16 protein-coding genes and 1 tRNA gene are annotated in these 12,728 nt (G+C 57.1%); 13 read left to right on the top strand and 4 right to left on the bottom strand.

Annotated elements, in window-relative coordinates:
* The first annotated feature begins 339 nt into the window (after nt 1–339).
* The 10 genes from AC2IAX_RS14555 (at nt 340) to AC2IAX_RS14510 (ending at nt 7,151) form a co-directional block, all read left to right on the top strand.
* The gene (locus AC2IAX_RS14555) at nt 340–573 is read left to right on the top strand and encodes a hypothetical protein (RefSeq protein WP_494388112.1); all 234 of its coding nucleotides are present in this window, start codon (nt 340–342) and stop codon (nt 571–573) included.
* On the top strand, nt 566–820 hold the full coding sequence (locus AC2IAX_RS14550; protein WP_494388111.1) for a hypothetical protein: 255 nt from the start codon (nt 566–568) through the stop codon (nt 818–820). Before AC2IAX_RS14555 ends, AC2IAX_RS14550 begins: the two co-directional genes overlap by 8 nt.
* Nucleotides 807–1,145 (top strand): hypothetical protein, encoded by a 339-nt coding sequence (locus AC2IAX_RS14545; protein ID WP_494388110.1) that lies wholly within the window; start codon nt 807–809, stop codon nt 1,143–1,145. Before AC2IAX_RS14550 ends, AC2IAX_RS14545 begins: the two co-directional genes overlap by 14 nt.
* A complete protein-coding gene (locus AC2IAX_RS14540; RefSeq protein WP_494388109.1) occupies nt 1,135–1,404 on the top strand; it encodes a hypothetical protein in 270 nt (89 codons plus the stop codon). The genes AC2IAX_RS14545 and AC2IAX_RS14540 overlap by 11 nt, the downstream gene beginning before the upstream one ends.
* Before the next feature lie 291 nt (nt 1,405–1,695).
* A complete protein-coding gene (locus AC2IAX_RS14535) occupies nt 1,696–4,110 on the top strand; it encodes a DUF3854 domain-containing protein (protein ID WP_494388108.1) in 2,415 nt (804 codons plus the stop codon).
* Nucleotides 4,110–4,628 carry a hypothetical protein gene (locus AC2IAX_RS14530; protein ID WP_494388107.1) on the top strand — a complete coding sequence of 173 codons (519 nt, stop codon included), beginning with the start codon at nt 4,110–4,112 and terminating at the stop codon, nt 4,626–4,628. The genes AC2IAX_RS14535 and AC2IAX_RS14530 overlap by 1 nt, the downstream gene beginning before the upstream one ends.
* The gene (locus AC2IAX_RS14525; RefSeq protein WP_494388106.1) at nt 4,628–5,443 is read left to right on the top strand and encodes a DNA adenine methylase; all 816 of its coding nucleotides are present in this window, start codon (nt 4,628–4,630) and stop codon (nt 5,441–5,443) included. Before AC2IAX_RS14530 ends, AC2IAX_RS14525 begins: the two co-directional genes overlap by 1 nt.
* 3 nt (nt 5,444–5,446) lie before the next feature.
* Nucleotides 5,447–5,860, top strand: a complete 414-nt coding sequence (locus AC2IAX_RS14520) for an HNH endonuclease (protein WP_494388105.1) — start codon at nt 5,447–5,449, stop codon at nt 5,858–5,860.
* Nucleotides 5,857–6,081, top strand: coding sequence for a hypothetical protein (locus tag AC2IAX_RS14515; protein WP_494388104.1), 225 nt, complete (start codon nt 5,857–5,859; stop codon nt 6,079–6,081). Before AC2IAX_RS14520 ends, AC2IAX_RS14515 begins: the two co-directional genes overlap by 4 nt.
* On the top strand, nt 6,081–7,151 hold the full coding sequence (locus AC2IAX_RS14510; protein ID WP_494388103.1) for a site-specific integrase: 1,071 nt from the start codon (nt 6,081–6,083) through the stop codon (nt 7,149–7,151). Before AC2IAX_RS14515 ends, AC2IAX_RS14510 begins: the two co-directional genes overlap by 1 nt.
* A gap of 96 nt (nt 7,152–7,247) precedes the next feature.
* Here AC2IAX_RS14510 and AC2IAX_RS14505 read toward each other — a convergent pair.
* The 4 genes from AC2IAX_RS14505 to AC2IAX_RS14490 all read right to left on the bottom strand — a co-directional run bounded on the left by AC2IAX_RS14505 (nt 7,248) and on the right by AC2IAX_RS14490 (nt 9,371).
* Nucleotides 7,248–7,318, bottom strand: a tRNA-Cys gene (locus tag AC2IAX_RS14505).
* A 126-nt stretch (nt 7,319–7,444) separates the two neighbouring features.
* The gene (locus AC2IAX_RS14500) at nt 7,445–8,596 is read right to left on the bottom strand and encodes a CobW family GTP-binding protein (protein WP_494388102.1); all 1,152 of its coding nucleotides are present in this window, start codon (nt 8,594–8,596) and stop codon (nt 7,445–7,447) included.
* Nucleotides 8,597–8,745: 149 nt separating this feature from the next.
* On the bottom strand, nt 8,746–9,090 hold the full coding sequence (locus AC2IAX_RS14495) for a cupin domain-containing protein (protein WP_494388101.1): 345 nt from the start codon (nt 9,088–9,090) through the stop codon (nt 8,746–8,748).
* Nucleotides 9,087–9,371, bottom strand: coding sequence for a hypothetical protein (locus AC2IAX_RS14490; protein ID WP_494388100.1), 285 nt, complete (start codon nt 9,369–9,371; stop codon nt 9,087–9,089). Before AC2IAX_RS14490 ends, AC2IAX_RS14495 begins: the two co-directional genes overlap by 4 nt.
* A gap of 355 nt (nt 9,372–9,726) precedes the next feature.
* On the opposite strand from AC2IAX_RS14490, the gene AC2IAX_RS14485 reads away from it, so the two are divergent.
* From AC2IAX_RS14485 to AC2IAX_RS14475, 3 genes are all read left to right on the top strand, one after another.
* On the top strand, nt 9,727–11,235 hold the full coding sequence (locus AC2IAX_RS14485; protein WP_494388099.1) for a NupC/NupG family nucleoside CNT transporter: 1,509 nt from the start codon (nt 9,727–9,729) through the stop codon (nt 11,233–11,235).
* Nucleotides 11,236–11,383: 148 nt separating this feature from the next.
* Complete coding sequence (locus AC2IAX_RS14480; RefSeq protein ID WP_494388098.1) at nt 11,384–11,992, top strand: DUF3318 domain-containing protein; 609 nt, start codon at nt 11,384–11,386, stop codon at nt 11,990–11,992.
* Nucleotides 11,989–12,672: a hypothetical protein gene (locus AC2IAX_RS14475; protein WP_494388097.1), complete on the top strand. Its 684-nt coding sequence runs from the start codon at nt 11,989–11,991 to the stop codon at nt 12,670–12,672. The genes AC2IAX_RS14480 and AC2IAX_RS14475 overlap by 4 nt, the downstream gene beginning before the upstream one ends.
* The last annotated feature ends 56 nt before the right edge of the window (nt 12,673–12,728 follow it).

The following is a 12,728-nucleotide window of genomic DNA, read 5'->3' as shown; positions in this document are numbered from 1 at the left end:
CGCGCTGACCGGCAACGAAAGACCTTTCTTTCAGGCTCTTTGCGATGCATCAAAGTTTACAAGCCCCTCCCGAAACCGCGTCGGAAGGGGGGCAAGATACCAGGATCGGCCGCCTGGAGCTGCGAGTTGAACAGCTCAGTGATTTTTCGATTCGGTTGCTGCGGATTGTCAGGCAGCAACAGTTACAGATTCAGCATGACCGCGGGCTGCTGAGGGCCGCTTTGATCGATCGGGCTAGCTCGGTTTCCCCCGAGCTTCTGATCAGCCAAATCGATGCCCTTCTTCCCGAAGCTTCGGCCGGGCTGCTCGCCCAGTTATCGGCACTGGAGGGCTGGCAAGATGAATAGCTACCTCCGTGCCCATGAGTCCAAGAACCGAGGGCAACACACCCTCGCCGCCAACTTCCTACGCCAAGCCGCCGACGAACTAGGCGCAAAACGTCTGTGGGAAACCCCCACGCACGGCTACACCCGTAGGCATCGGGAGCCGCTGACCTGGACTAAAAACCCCTTGACCGACTGGGAGCGCAACCTCCCGGTAGTCGATCGCGCGTGGGGTGAACAGCATGACTAACCTGAGTCGCCGCAATCACCACGCCGATCCCTTTGTCCAACGTCAGGTCGCGGCCTACGTTTTCAGCCTCGCCCAGGGCAGGACAGTCCTAGCCGCCGACGCATTGTGGCGGATTGCCTCCCACCTGGACGTGATCACCAACGAAACCGCCCTCAGTCCAGCCCAGCTCGATCAACTGGAATCGATCGTGCGGGAAAAGGGCTACCCAAACTTTGCAATCGATCGGAGGCGGTATGCGCCCTGCTAGTCACCCGATCGACCCAATCCGGCAAACGTTAGAGCTGATTGGGCGGATGTCGGCCGACATCCGAGACGCACTGCCCCGACTCTGCCCCGCGCCCAACCGCCATCAGCGAATTCTGCTGACCCAGTGCCTGGCCACGTTGTTGGTGATTTCCAGGACGGCCAACACCGCCGTTTTGGCGATCGACTCGGGTTTGAGGCTGATTCCGATTTTCAATTTTTCCGACTTTGGGGAGCCGCTCGATCGGCCCACCCAACCCCCACGCCGCCGCCGCAAGATCCGCCGGACAGGGAAATACCACCTATTGGGACTTCACCATGGACGCTAAATCTTGGCTCAACCTGCTCTGGTGCTGGTGTTGGGATTGGATTCGGACGGCTGTTCACGACCCCGATTTTTGGAGTTACCGGATCGTAGACCTGCAACTGCTCCGCTTCCGGGTCGATTTCTGGCCCGGGCATGTGGACATCACGATCGACTACTGGCAAAAGCCGGAGATCCACCACCCGATCGATCAAGCAGGTTGGCAGGAATCCTACCCGGTTGATTACTGTTACCCGATCGACCTCAACCAAATCCCCTTCTAAGTTCACCGCCCGAAAATCTCTTTTTTTTTTGCAGAACCTCGAAATTGCTACATTGCTACATTCCCAATAGCCAAACCCTTACCCCTCAAGGCTTTTCGGGAATGTAGCAGTTTTTTGACTGCTACATGATTGCTACATTGCTACATCGCCCGGTGAAGCAGTTGTGTAGCAGTGAAGCAGTTGTGTAGCAGTTGTGTAGCAGTTTCGGATCGCTAAAGCGCTTATCTAGAGAGAGTTTCGGGCGTTTTTGTGTAGCAATGTAGCAATTTCCGCCCTCTCCGAAAAAAAAACATGCCTGCAACTTACGCTTACGCGCCGCCAAAGCTGGATCCTCAGCACTTGGCCGAGTGGGCAGCGTCAGGGGTTAGCGAGACGATCACACGCCTCAACGTTCGCAGCCTTGACGATCCCGGCGAGATCAAAAAGCTCCTGAATTACGAGGCCCAGCGCCGCTGGAAAACCTGGGACGGCGGGCCAGGCTGGGCCGTTTCAGGCGTTGACCCTGCAACCGGGCTTCCCACCCCGGCCGGCGCACAGTTTAAACCGGACACGCCTTATCTCCCCAAGAGGGCAGAGCCGGGAACCAAGCCCCGCAAGTACGTTAACTCCGAAGGCTCGGAATCTAGCCCGCTTTTCCTGGACTTGGGCAATCCTGACTACTGGCCAAAAATCCAGCAGGACGCTCTCCACCCCTTAATCCTAACCGAAGGGGCCAAAAAAGCAGGCTCACTCCTGTCTCAGGGACAGGCCGCCATCAGCATTCCCGGAGTCTGGACAGCCCATAAAAAGGATACTTGCGATTGGAAGATCGAATTAGCGCCGTTTTTCGGCGTTGGGCGGCATGTTTACCTCGCCTTTGACGGCGACGTGGTGCAAAAACCGGGCGTGTTCTATGCGCTCGATCGGCTGGGTCGCTACCTCTCTAAGGCTGGCTGCGTTGTCTCGATCCTCGACTGGTACTCCGATCACCCCAACGCCCCCAAGGGGATTGATGATTGGCTGGCCAGCCTACAGGGCGATCGCCAAGTAGCCCTCGAAAACCTTATGGGGCAAGCCGCGCCTTTTGAAATTTGGCGCAAAGACGGCTGGCAACGCATCAAAAACCAAAAAGAGCAACAACAGGCCGGGCTGAAACTCCTAGGAACTTACGACCTATCCACAGGACTCCCAGCACTGCCGGACGGAACCCAAAAAACCTTTGTACAGGAAGCCTTTGAGGCGCTATACGCCCCCACCGGCCCCTGGATTTGCATCAACGGCGACCTGCACCGCTGGAATGGCAAATACTACGAGCGATCGCCCGAAGAAGTCGAGATCGCCAAAATCGCCCGCTTTCTCGAAAACCATGTGGTTTACGTCAAAGACAAGGAAAGCGGCGACGAAATTCCCACCACCAAATACGCCACGCCCTACTATGCCAACCAAGTGCTGGCCTGGGCCAAGAGCAAAACCTCATGCGACCTGCGAAACATCAACCCCGCAGGCGGACTGAACCTAGCCAACGGCTACCTGGAAATCACCTGGACCGATCGCACCCCACGATGGCAACTGAAACCCCATAGCCCAAAGCGGCTTTTTACCTTTTGCAGCCGTGCGGAATATCGGCCCAACGCCGACCCCACGTCCTGCGATCGGATGCTCGCCTGCCTCGACCCCGCCGCCCGCGAAATTTTCCTTCGCTCGATCGCCGCTTCCCTCGACCTGGCCACCGTCCGCCGCTACTTGGGCCGCACCATTCGCGCCCTGCTGTTGCAGGGTACAGGCAGCAACGGTAAAGACACCCTGCGCGAAGTCACCGCCGAACTCTACGGCCGCACCGGCATGGCCAGCACGAGTTTTGCGGATTGGATGCAATACGACAGTGGGCGCAAATTCCCGATCGCCAAGCTGGAAGGCGCGCGGATCAGTTGGTCGCCCGAAAACTACAGCAGCACCAAACTCGACCAGCTCCAGGCGCTGAAGCAAGCCATCACCGGCGACACCCTCAGCTTTGAAGGCAAGGGCAAGGACGAAAAGGAAGGGATATCGCAAGCCATTTTCCTGTTCAACATCAACGACCCGCCGCAAATCAGCGGGGCATTGGAAGCCATCAAAACCCGCTACAGCATCATCCGGTTTGAGAAAACCTTCGGCGATCGCGCTATCCCCGCCATGGGGCAACTGAAGGCCGAACCGCGCTTCAAATATGACCCCGAATGGGTCATTTCCAGCGTGTTACCGGCTTACCTCAACCGCGTGTTACAGGCTTTATCTGACCTGATGCGCGACGGCATCGACTTCAGCAGCACTGAACGGGCCATGGAGGAAACGAGGGAACGCACCGAACACCTATACGCCTTTTGTAATGATGCGGGGCTGGTCGAAGCTCCCGGCCACCAAACCTATCTCACCGAAGTTTGGAGCCGTCTACAGGACTGGTATGTGGCCAACGGAACCCTGGTGATTGAGACCAGCGTGAGCGGCAAGACCGATCGCCAGTGGTTTGACCAGCCCAACCCCCGCGATAAGAACGTCAAAGCCCCAAACCAGCTCCCCGCGCGGCTGCAACAGCTTTTTCCCCGGGTCGCAAAGGGCCGCGACAGCTCCGGCTATTTCCTCTCCGGCCTGGCCTTCAAGGACGCGATCGACCCAGCGCCCCAGGAACCCACGCCCCAACCTGCCCCAGAAATCAACACCACCGCCAACGGCCAGCGCCGTAGCTACTGATGTTTCAGCTCAACGACCCCGCAACCCACCCACGGGTTGACGACCTACTTTTTGCGCCCACCCTTGGGCGATTTGCCCCGCATCTGGTACTCGATCGCTGGATTGATGAGGCCGATCGATTCCGGGTCACCCTGGCGAGCACCACCGACCCCGCCGCAGCTCCCTTTGATGACTTGCTTGTGGGGTGGGAATTTTTCCCACTGCCGGGCGATCGGGCAATCTTAAACACCAGCCGATGGCAGGCCCATTGTCTCGCCCAACTGCGAACTGCCGAAGCCGAAGCCGGTACGGAGGGCGATCGCACCCCCGAGCAGTGGGAGGCCTGGCGCGCCGTCAAACACTGGCAAGAGGCGATCGATGCCCGCTGGCAATTCCAAAGTTTTGACCTGCTGAACCAGCCCAAAGGCGGCCGACTCAGCACCATCCGCGACAGCGACGGCACACACCACATCGTGCCCACCCGCTGCCTGCACGTCCTCAGCTACCGCTATCCCGTCCAAGCCCAGGAGGTCGCCTAATGTCCCTGTCCCCCCTGACCTATCCCGGTGGCAAATCCAATCAGTCCGAGGCGATCGCCGCAGCCCTTCATCTCAGCAAAAATGTGGCGGAATACCGTGAGCCTTTTGTTGGCGGTGGTTCCGTCGCCCTGAGGCTTAGCGCTCTCCGCCCATCCATGTTCGTCTGGGTCAACGACCTAAACCCAGACGTGGCGAATTTTTGGCAACAACTCAAGGTCAACGGCGATCCCCTGGCCGACGGAGCCGAGCAACTGCTTCCTCTGGCACAAGACACTCATGCCCTGTTCAGAGAAATTGGGCAACTCCGAGCCTCCGAAGATCCCACCCTGAGAGCGATCGGCTGGTTCGTGCTCAACCGCTCCACCTTCGGCGGACTGGGTGACTTTGGCGGCATCAGCCCCAACCGTGGGCGATTCACCGCGAGTTCGATCGCCAAACTACGCGCCACAATCCCGCTCGTCCAGCGCTGGATGATCACCAGTGTTGACTACAGCCACCTGCTCGCATTTCCACAGCTCGACCAAAAGCGCCCCGTCGCCATCTTTTGTGATCCGCCCTACCGTCAAGCCGCTGATAAAAAGCTCTACCTCGACCATCAGCAGTTTGACTGGGCCCGGTTCCGCCAAGCGATCGGCCTGTGCAAGCACAACGTGCTCGCCACCTTGGACGATTGCCCCGAAAATCGCCAGCTATTCGGTGCTGGCTACTGCATCACCGATTGCACCAAGTTCTATGGCTTATCCAAGTCCCGCAAGCCCGAAATCTGGGTTAGCAACTACCGCCGCACAGTCGCCAACCAACTAACCCTGGTGTGAGCCATGCCGATGCAACGCCATCTTTACCCCAAAGACTGGGAAGCGATCGCCCGAGAAATCAAAGAGTCCGCGAACTGGACATGCCAGGACTGCGGCCGCCCCTGCCGCCGCCCTGGCGAAAGCGAGGAAGCCTTAGTCCTTCGCATTTACGACGATCCGCACTGGCGCGAAAGCCTTTACGACTTCGTTCAGGGTAAAGGGATTGGGCCGGTTGCAGTCCCCAAGGTCGGGCGCTTTGTCCTCACAGTGGCCCACCTCAACCACCGCCCCGAAGATTGCCGCCCCGAAAACCTTCGGGCACTATGCACGGTCTGCCATTGCCGCATGGACATTCGCCCCGGCGCGATGGCCGCCAAACGCGCGATCGCCCTGGAACGCCAGGGCCAGCTAAACCTACTCGACCTCATCCAGTCATGACCGCCCAACAGCTACATCAACAATTGCGACACCTGCAAACCGAAGCCGTCGCCGTCCGAGACCACTGGGGCGACGAGTCCCGCCCCGTCACCCGCGAACTCGTAGAACGAACACGCAACATGGCCCAGGGATTTGAACAATGGGTCAAAGATTGGCTAGCCCATTGGGCAGAAGTTGACCGCGCCGCCGCCGACCTACCGCCCAGCCTAAGGATTGATTGATGAGCAGCATCAGCATCAAAGGAGCAATTTCGCAGAGCAACGGGCGGCTGAAGCGAGACGGTTACAGAGTGGCGATCGTCCTGGTGCGCGATCGCCTCTACCTCCAGGCCACACTCCCCCCCGCCCCCGGCAGCAAAAAGGCGGAACCGCATCAACAAAAGCTGTCCCTCAAACTGCCCGCCAACCCCGAAGCCCTCAAGGTGGCCGAACGGCGGGCGCGGGAATTGGGCCAGCAGCTCCAAACCGGCGAATTTGACTGGGCACTGTGGCGATCAGCCTCCACCGATCAAGCCCTTCTGAGCGCCGATTGGATCGAAAAGTTTGAGGCGGATTATTGGGCCCGCCGCCCCAAAAACCCCAGTACAGAGGTCACCTGGAAGGTGGATTATGCCGGGCCTTTTAACCGGCTCCACCCCTACGAGCCACTAACCACCACCGCGATTTTGGAGGCAGTTAAAACCACCAGCCCCGACACCCGCACCCGTCGCCGTGTCTGCCTGGCCTACCAGGCCCTGGCCCGATTCGCCGGACTGGCGATCGACCTCAAACCCTACCGGGGCAACTACGGCCCGGAGACGGTGAAAGAGCGCCGCATCCCTTCCGATGCGGAAATCCTGGCGATCTGGGAGCGCATCAATCCAGAGGACTGGCGCTGGGTTTTCGGAATGCTCGCCACTTACGGACTACGCCCCGGTGAGCTGAAATTTTGCAAGTTCGACCCCTACCCCCGGCTCAGGGTTTTGGAAGGCAAAACCGGCCCGCGCCTGGCCTACCCCCTTCATCCCGACTGGCCCGATCGGCTCGGATTGCGGAACGTCCGCCGGCCCAACTGTTCCGGCATAAGCCGCGCCGCCTTCGGGCAACGGGTAACAAAAGCCTTTAAACGGCTGAAAGTCCCATTTCCGCCGTACTCCCTACGCCACGCCTACGCAGTCAGGGGCATCGGCCGTAAATCGATAGACGCAATGGCGCGATCGATGGGACACAGCCCCAAAGTTCACTGCAGCATCTATCAGAAATGGTTGACAGAAGACGACCTCGATCGGGCCTGGCAAAACCCCAAACCTTAAGCCTTAATTTCCCACCTTAATTTGCACCTTAAAAAGCGCGACAGCCTTCGATTTAGTCAAAGGCTGTCGCGCTTGCTGCTATTAGGTTTTAGATGAAGGCGGCACCCAGATTCGAACTGGGGGTAAAGGATTTGCAGTCCTCTGCCTTACCACTTGGCCATGCCGCCTTGCGCCGTTCTGTTCGGCAGATGCCATTCTGCCATCAGTTTTGCATTTGGGCAACCCCCCAGGCTCAAAATTCTGAACCAGCGAGGGAAACAGCGCGATCGCCCGCCGCAGTCGATCGCCTCAACCTAGGCCAAGCAATCCTCCAACTGGGCCAGCAACGTGGCCTGATCCAGGTTTTGCCCAATCAACACAAGCTGGTTTTTAGGTTGCCCCTTCCAAAGGTCATCTTCCAAGGTGAAACGCTTGCCAGACAAGTGAAAAATGTGGCGGTTTTCGCTTTCTTGGAACCACAAAATTCCCTTAGCCCGAAAGACTGCTTCCGGCATTTGATCATCCAAAAAGCTTTGGAACTTGCGGATAGCAAAGGGGCGGTCTCTCTCGAAGGAAACGGACACAAACCCATCATTTTCCAGATGGTGAGAATGGTGATGGTGATCATGATCGTGATGATGCCCGTGGTCATGATCGTGGTCATGATCGTGGTCATGGACACAATGGCCGTGGTCATGATCACAGGCTTCGTGATTGTCATGATTGTGCGCATGTTCATGATCATGGTCAGCATGATCATGGTCATGAACATGGCCGGTAGCACTTTCTTCGGGATGGTAGTACTGATCCGACTCAAACAGGCCAACACTCAAAATCAAAGGCAACGGCACTTGAGAACTTTGAGTGCGCAGAATGCGAGCACCTTGCTTGATTTCCCGGACTCGCTCTTCAAGCGCTTCCACCTTTTCGGGCGCAACGAGATCGGTTTTATTCAGCAAAATAATGTCGCCGTAGGCAATTTGGCTATAGGCGGCTTCACTGTTGAACAAATCGAGGCTGAAGTTTTCGCAATCCACCAGGGTAATGATTGAATCAAGCCGCGTCATATCCCGCAGTTCAGTGCCCAGGAAAGTCAGCGCAACGGGCAAAGGATCCGCCAATCCCGTAGTTTCAACCACCAGATAGTCAATCCGTTCTTCTCGTTCCAAAACGCGATAGACCGCATCCACCAAGTCATTATTGATGTTGCAGCAAATGCAACCGTTGGCAAGTTCAATCACGCTGTCATCATCTGAGACTTCAACGATCAGTTCTTGATCAATGCCAATTTCACCAAACTCATTGACCAAAACAGCCGTCTTCAGACCCTGTTGATTGCTCAGAATATGATTAAGCAGGGTGGTTTTGCCGCTTCCTAAAAAGCCCGTGATGATGGTGACTGGCAAGCCCAACTTAGGGGCAACCATGACTGGGCTGGGGGTGGTTAGATCTTGACTGGTGGCCATGGGACAGGGATTGATGAAAGGAAATGAAGTGGGATGTGAAGGGGCCGTGAGCGAGTGAGCCCTAAGCCGGTAGGGACTGGGGAATGGTGTTGGGTGTTGTAGACCGAATGAGAATCATTCTCAAAGATAACTGAGATTTGTGGAATTGCTCAATTCCCGATCGCCCGTAGGCCAAAGTAGGTAATCACCAATTCTTCGGGGCCCGTGTTGGCAATTTCATGCACCTCATGGGGAGCGATCGCCAGGCAAACACCCGGGACTAGATCAAAGCGCTGGCCATCAATGATCATTGTCCCCTGGCCGGCTTCAATGAAGAAAACTTCATGCATATCCGAGTGGGCATGGCCGGGCGAAACCTGGCCGGGCGCGAAGCGGGCTTGGGAAAAGTTGGTGAGGTGGGGAAGGTCGCCTTGTCGCAACAGCACTTGCTTGGCGATCGCGGGGTTGTGGGAAACCCGCTCGATCGGGACTTCCGAGAGCGCAACTCGTTTCAAAACCAATCCTCTCCTCGACTCTCGGGGGGCACTGGCGGCTCCGTGGCCACCAAATCAGACGGGGGGCGCTCATCACTCCAAGCCCACCACACACAGCCGCAATGACACCCATAGAACTCCTGCCACTTGCGGCGGTAGGTTTCCGTGAGCACGGGCGATCGCCGATTGATCCACACGCGCTCCGCTTCTACAACCGATGCGCCACAGGTGGGGCAACAGAACTCCAGGGCGTGAACGGCGGAGTCTGTCCAGTCGGGTGCTTCCGGTGCAAAGGCATCCATAGGTTTCTCAGAGGTGGGCTGACCAGAATTCCGCCAAGGGGTGTTGGAGGGCGATCGAGTGGCAATGAATCGAGTGGCAATGACTGTTATTAAACCCCTCCTTGCATTTTAATTTGGGGGAGCGCTCCTGAACTCGATCGCTCAAAATAGCGCCGCCCAAAAGCCGCCCAAAATAGGCTAAGAGGATGTCTGAAAAGCCAAAATTGCTACTCTGTACGCTCCAGTGATCGACTTAGACAAGATGCTCAAGCCCCTTGTCTCCACGACTATTGGTGCTTGCCCGTGCCAAAAAATACTTTTTAAACATCCTCTAAGCATTAGCGGCGTGGGACTAATCCATTTCCTTGTCCTGCTCATGAGTTATCTCAATCTCGTTTCCTTCTTGGGCATCTTTGGGCTTTGCGGTGTGGCTTGGCTCTTTTCGGAAAATCGAAAATTAATTCCTTGGGCTACGTTAATTTGGGGGCTGAGCCTGCAGCTTGTGTTGGGTTTTTTGGTGTTTAGACTGCCTATCACTCGCGATATTTTTGATGTTTTAAATAGTGCTCTCAATGGGATTTTTGCCGCTGCTGAAGCGGGGTCAGAATTCATTTTTGGTTCCCAGTTTGTTTCTAAAAACTTTGGCGAAAACCCACCTTTGGGCTATATCTTTGCTGTTCGCGCTTTGCCCACGGTGGTCTTTTTTGCGGGACTGATGGCCCTGCTCTATGGCTTGGGGGTCATGCAAACGGTTGTGAATGGGTTTTCGCGGTTGTTTTATCGAACCACCCGACTGAGTGGAGCGGAAGCCCTGAGCGGCCTGGTGAATGTGGTGACGGGGGTTGAAGCGTTGATTGTGGTGCGGCCATTTTTGTCGCGAATGACGCGCAGTGAGCTATGCGCTATTTTGGCTTGCTGTTTTGGAACGGCTTCCTCTTCCACATTGGCAATTTATGTGGACTTTTTACAGCCGGTTTTTTCAAACATTTTAGGTCATTTAATTTCGGCAGCCATGATTGGTATTCCGGCTTGCTTTGTGCTGTCCAAAATTTTGGTTCCGGAAACCCAAGTGCCCCTAACGCGCGATCGCCTGTCGGGGGTAATGATCGCGAATATATCGCAAAATCCTCTGAATCCCGCTAGCCCAAAAACGCCCGATCATCATCCCCTCAATCCCTTTAATGCGGCTGAAAATTCCTTGGCCGATCGAGACATGGCCGACGGGGCGATCGAGCCGGATGGCAGCCCCTGGGCGATCGCCATGGCAGGGGCCCTGGAAGGGTTGCGCATTTGTGGATGGATTGTGGCGGCTCTGGTGTTGATTGTGGGGTTGGTGTCGCTGGTCGATCGGTTCTTTGTTGCTCTAGGGCTGATTCCCGGGCCGATCGGGGATCTCTTTCAAGTGGTTACCCTGGCCAACTTGGAGGGAATTTGTTTCTTTCCGCTCACGCTGCTGACGGGGGTGGCCTGGGATGATGCTTGGGAGTCGGCGGTGGTCATTGGTCGGCGGCTTTTGGAAACCGCCATTCCGCCCTATCAAACCCTGGCGGAACTGCGACGGAACGACGCAATCAGCGATCGCACCCTATTGATTGTGAGTTATGCGCTCTCCAGCTTTGCCCACCTGCCGGCCTTGGGCATTTTTGTGGGGGGGCTGAGCGCCCTAATTCCCCAACGGCGGCGGGATGTGCTGAACTTGGGCTGGCGGGCCCTGTTTGTGGGCACGTTGGCTTCCCTAATGATTGCCTGTGTGGCGGGTTTTTATGACGATGGCAGCCCCCATATTTTGGGCACACCCATGCCGCCCACCAAGCTCGCGCCGGCCACGCCAACCTTGGTGAAACCCAGCCCCCCACCCGCAACTCCAGCCCCCGCACCGCGCTAGGGTGGATCATCGAATTTGGGATGCACGATCGAATTCGGCAAACTGGTGCTATTCGTGATGGGGGCGAGAGTGGCACAGACTTGGCCACAACAGATCCAGACTGCCCCTTTTTCGACTACGGTATTGAGTTTGATGGGATAGGTGGGTTGTGGGGCGATCGATGCCGAATCCTGAGCCAGAAATATTGCGCTTACTGGATCTGTTGCCGGCTTCGGCACGGATGACAATCAAGATTGTGGGTCGTTCAGAGCAACCTCAAGTGTTGTCGAGTTCCTTGCCGTTGCCCTGGCAGCGCGAGCGCCCAATCTATGTGAATTTTGAACTGTGGCGGCGAATTCCCCGGCCCCAGCGAGATTTGTTGATGTTGCGCCAATCCTGTTGGCTGATGGGGGTGCGCTGGGTTGAACCCAACTGGTATCAAGGGGCGACCTTGGTGGGCTTGGCCAGCGCCGCTTGGCAAATTAGCCAGGGAGATGCCTTGGGGGCGGTGGCTTCCGGTGGGCTGGCGGGCTTGGCTGGCTGGCAAATTTGGCGCAACAACCAGCGAACCGAGCGGGAATTGGAAGTGGATCTCGATGCGATCGCAGTGGCGGTGCGTCGGGGCTACGAAGAGCCGGAAGCGGCCCGGCTGTTGCTCGAAGGCATCGAAGCGGTGGCCCAATTGGAGCGGCGACCGGGAATGGAATTTTTGGAATTGCTTCGCTGTCAACGCTTACGCGCGATCGCCGGTGTATCTCCCCTCCGGCATGAGTCATGATCCCTAGGCTATTGGTGCGACGGGTTACCCTGATGCCAGTGGTGCTGGCGGTGGGCCTCGGTGGGGGCCTGGGGGCCTGTGGTCGATCGACCCCGAGCACTTCGGTTCCGGAGGCGACCCCCGGGCCCACGGCGGAGCTGACGGCCACGGAGACCGCCCGCCCCACCCCAACGGGCAAGGCGGGGTATCAGTACCAAGCGCCCAATCGCAGTTTTCAAATTTGGTTTCCGGCCATACCCGACAGCTCAACGGATCCCTGGGTTTCCGCGCACTACGACGGCGGCACAAGGTTCTATTACGCCAGGGGTGATCAGGCGGGGCCAGCCATTGACTCAGCCAATTCCAGCTCGTTGCCACATTACCTTCAGCATGTGGCCACGGGGGTGGCGTTGCAGTTTGGGGCCGAACGGGTTCAGCGATCGGAATGGGTGCGATCGAGCCAATGGCCAACCCTCAAATTTTCCTTTCAAAATAAGCGCGGCATTCAATACGAAGCCCGCGCCATTTTTCGCCCCACTTACAGCCAATTATTTGTGCTGGTTTTTGGCACAACGGCGGCGGAATCATCCATGGGCTGGCCAGAATCTCGGGCTTTTTTCCAATCCTTCCGCCCGATCGATCCTGCCCCCACTGAACCGCCTAATTCGCCCGATCGCCCTGATCCCACCCCTGTGGATTAACCCCAAGGATTGCGGTCTCGTGAGTTAATCCTCAGAAATTGATCCCAAATTCAGTG

The organism is Limnothrix sp. HT2024 (genome assembly GCF_059138625.1).
This window is presented reverse-complemented; position numbering and strand designations above follow the sequence as displayed.